Here is a 3,136-nt window from a genome sequence, read left to right as displayed (position 1 = left end):
GGTCGAGGGGCTTGTCATGGTCCGGTCCTCCGCCCGTACCGGGATGCCGCGGACGTCCGCGGCCGGGACGTCCGAGCCTGCACGCTACCGCTCACCGACGCCGCACCGTACCCACCCCGGCACCGTCGGGTCCGCCAGGCATGACGCTTTCACCATGCCTTCGTCACTGTGCCTTCGTCACTGTGCCGCCGTCACCCCGTGGTCGTCACCCTGCCATCCTTGCCACGCCAGGGAGAGCGGTGCGGAGCCCGGTGTCGCCGCGGCTGAGGCGCCCGCCCGATCATCCGGGCGCCGTCAATCCGCGCCTCGTCCACGCGAACGCCGTCGACGGGCGCGGGGTCGGGGTCAGAGGCGGGGTCGTCGGTCCGCGGTGGGCCGTCAGCCTGCCTGGGCACGGCTATGTCGGCATGGCCACGGACGGGCACCAGGCAGCCCACCCCGAGGGCGAGCGCCCCGACCACGCCGGCCATCGCGAAGACGGTCTGGAAGGCACCGAGGCTCGGCACCGCCCCCACCGAGGTCGTCATCGTGAGATGGCTGAGCAGCGCGGCGACCGCGGCGCTGCACAATGCCTGCCCGACCGTGCGCAGCAGAACGTTGAGGCCGTTGGCCGCGGCCGTCTGGGTGCGGGGAACCGCATTCATGATCAGCATCGGCATGGCCGAGTAGGCCAGCGCCGTCCCGGCGGCGACCACCGCCGCCCCCACCACGATCATCGGCAGGTTCTCGCTGGTGAACAGGCGCAGCAGATAGCCGAGCACCAGCGCGGACGCGCCGAGCAGCAGGGTGATCCGCGGGCCGCGGGACGCGGTGATGCGCGCCGCGACCGGTGACAGGGCGAACATCGCCACGCCGCCGGGCAGCAGGCACAGGCCGCTGGCGAACACCGACAGGCCCAGGCCGTAGCCGGTCTCGGTCGGGACCTGGACGAGCTGGGCGGTGGACAGCGAGTTGGCGTAGAAGGAGAAGCCGATCAGCAGCGCCGCGACGTTCGGGGCGAGCACCGCGGGCCGGCGTGCCAGGCGCAGGTCGACCAGTGGTTCGGCGACGTGAAGCTGCCAGCGGGTCCAGCCGGCGAGGATCACCACGGCCGCGAGGATCAGGACGCCGAAGCGGGGGCTGGTGAAGCCCCAGTCGGCCGCCTTGGACAGGGCGAGCAGCAGGCACAGCAGGCCGAGGGCCAGCCCGACCGCGCCGGGGATGTCGAAACGGGCGGGGGCGCGGACCTTCGACTCGCGCACGAGCAGCCCGGCGAGGATCAGATCGGCCAGTCCGAGCCCGCCGGTGACCCAGAACATGACGTGCCAGTCGGCGAATTCGACGATCAGGGAGGCGAACGGGACCCCGAGCGCCGCGCCGATCCCGACGGTGGCGCTCATCAACGCGACCGCCGAACCCACGCGTTCGGGTGGCAGTTCGTCGCGCAGGATGCTGATCGACAGCGGCACGACCGCGAGGCAGGCGCCCTGCAGGCCACGGGCGGGGATCAGCAGCCAGATGTTCGACGTCAGCGCGCACAGGATCGACCCGGTGGTGAGCATCCCGAGCGCGATCAGCAGCATCCGGCGCTTGCCGAAGATGTCGCCCGCCCGGCCGAACAGCGGCGTGACCACGGCGCCCACGAGCAGGGTGACGGTGAGCAGCCAGCTGACGTTCGACGCCGACGCGCCGGTGAGCCGGGGCAGGTCGGGCAGCAGCGGCACGATCGAGACCTGCGAGATCGCGGTGAGGATTCCGCCGGCGCCCAGCACGGCGCTGAGCTCCCGGGAACGCCCGCCGCCCGCCGCGGGGGGCTCCCCCACCGCCGCGGCGCCGACCGGATGCACGGCAGGTTCGTCCACGTGACTCCTCGGAAGATCGATACGGAAACGGCCACCACACTGGTGAACCGCCGTTCACCAGCATAGTGAACGGCGGTTCACCGATGCACGCAACTGCCCCGACGAGGACCGCCACCTACCGCGATACGTGAACACGCAGGTCAGGCCCCATCCCTCGTCACGGCCGCGGGTCCCCGTCGCGCGCCGGTTGAGCCCCGATGCCCCCGTGTGGCGGAGCACAGCGGTGGCCACCCGGGGCTACCCGACCTGGGCCCGCTCCCCCCAGGGGGACGGCTCGGACGGCTCGGACGGGTTGGACGGGTCGGACGGGTCGGACGGGTCGGACGGGTCGGACGGGTCGGACGGGTCGCCGGGTTCGGCGTGGATGCGACCGCTGGTGGCCCGCAACGGGCGGCCGCTGCCACCCCAGCGACTTTGGATGATCTCCGCGGCGATCGAGACGGCCGTCTCCTCGGGCGTGCGCGACCCCAGGTCGAGGCCGATCGGAGAGTGCAGCCGGGCGAGATCATCCTCGGTGGCGCCGCTGTCACGCAGCCGGCGCAGCCGGTCGGCATGGGTGCGCCGCGACCCCATCGCGCCGACGTAGTGCGCCGGGGAGCGCAGCGCGGCGCGCAGCACCGGGATGTCGAACTTCGGATCGTGGGTGAGCACACAGATCACCGTGTTCGCGTCGACGGAGGCGCGGGCGAGGTAGGCCACCGGGCGTTCGCAGATCACCTCGTCGGCATCGGGGAAGCGCCGGGAGGTGGCGAAGACCGGTCGGGCGTCGCACACCGTCACCCGGTAGCCGAGGAAACGGCCGATGCGCACCACCGCGGCGGCGTAGTCGATCGCACCGAAGACCAGCATCCGCGGGGGCGGCGCGAACGACTGGACGAACACACCGATCGCGTCCGGCCGCCGCTGCCCCCGCGGTCCGTAGTGGCGCATCCCGCTGCGGCCGGCCGCGAGCAGCCCGCGGGCATCGTCGACCGCGGCGACGTCGAGTCCGGCGGCCCCGCACGAGCCCGCCGTGCGGTCGGGCCACACCGTCACCTGCCCGCCCAGCCCGTCTCCCCCGACGACGGTCAACAGCGCCACCGCCTCGTCGGCGGCCAGCGCGGCGAGGACCGCGTCGAGCGCCACGCCCGCGGGCCGCTTGTCCGCGGGCCGCTTGTCCGTAGCCGTGACCGGGCCGGCGGCCGGGTACGGCACGATGATCACGTCGATGATCCCGCCGCAGGTCAGGCCGACGGCGAAGGCGTCGTCATCGGAGATGCCGTAGCTTTCCAGGGCCTGTCTCTTATACACACCTG

The 3,136-nt window shown here is 72.9% G+C and carries 2 protein-coding genes; both read right to left on the bottom strand.

The annotated features are described in order from the left end of the window. Positions 1 to 191: 191 nt before the first annotated feature. Positions 192 to 1,841, bottom strand: a complete 1,650-nt coding sequence (locus NBZ83_RS31160; RefSeq protein ID WP_261571245.1) for an MFS transporter — start codon at positions 1,839 to 1,841, stop codon at positions 192 to 194. Between the two features lie 237 nt (positions 1,842 to 2,078). Further along, the coding region (locus NBZ83_RS31155) for an XdhC family protein (protein WP_261576409.1) at positions 2,079 to 3,136 on the bottom strand (1,058 nt) is incomplete at its 5' end.

This window comes from Frankia gtarii, from assembly GCF_025403375.1.
GTDB lineage: Bacteria > Actinomycetota > Actinomycetes > Frankiales > Frankiaceae > Frankia > Frankia gtarii.
Note: the sequence above shows the minus strand (reverse complement) of the source record. Positions and strands in the feature narration are given on the sequence as shown.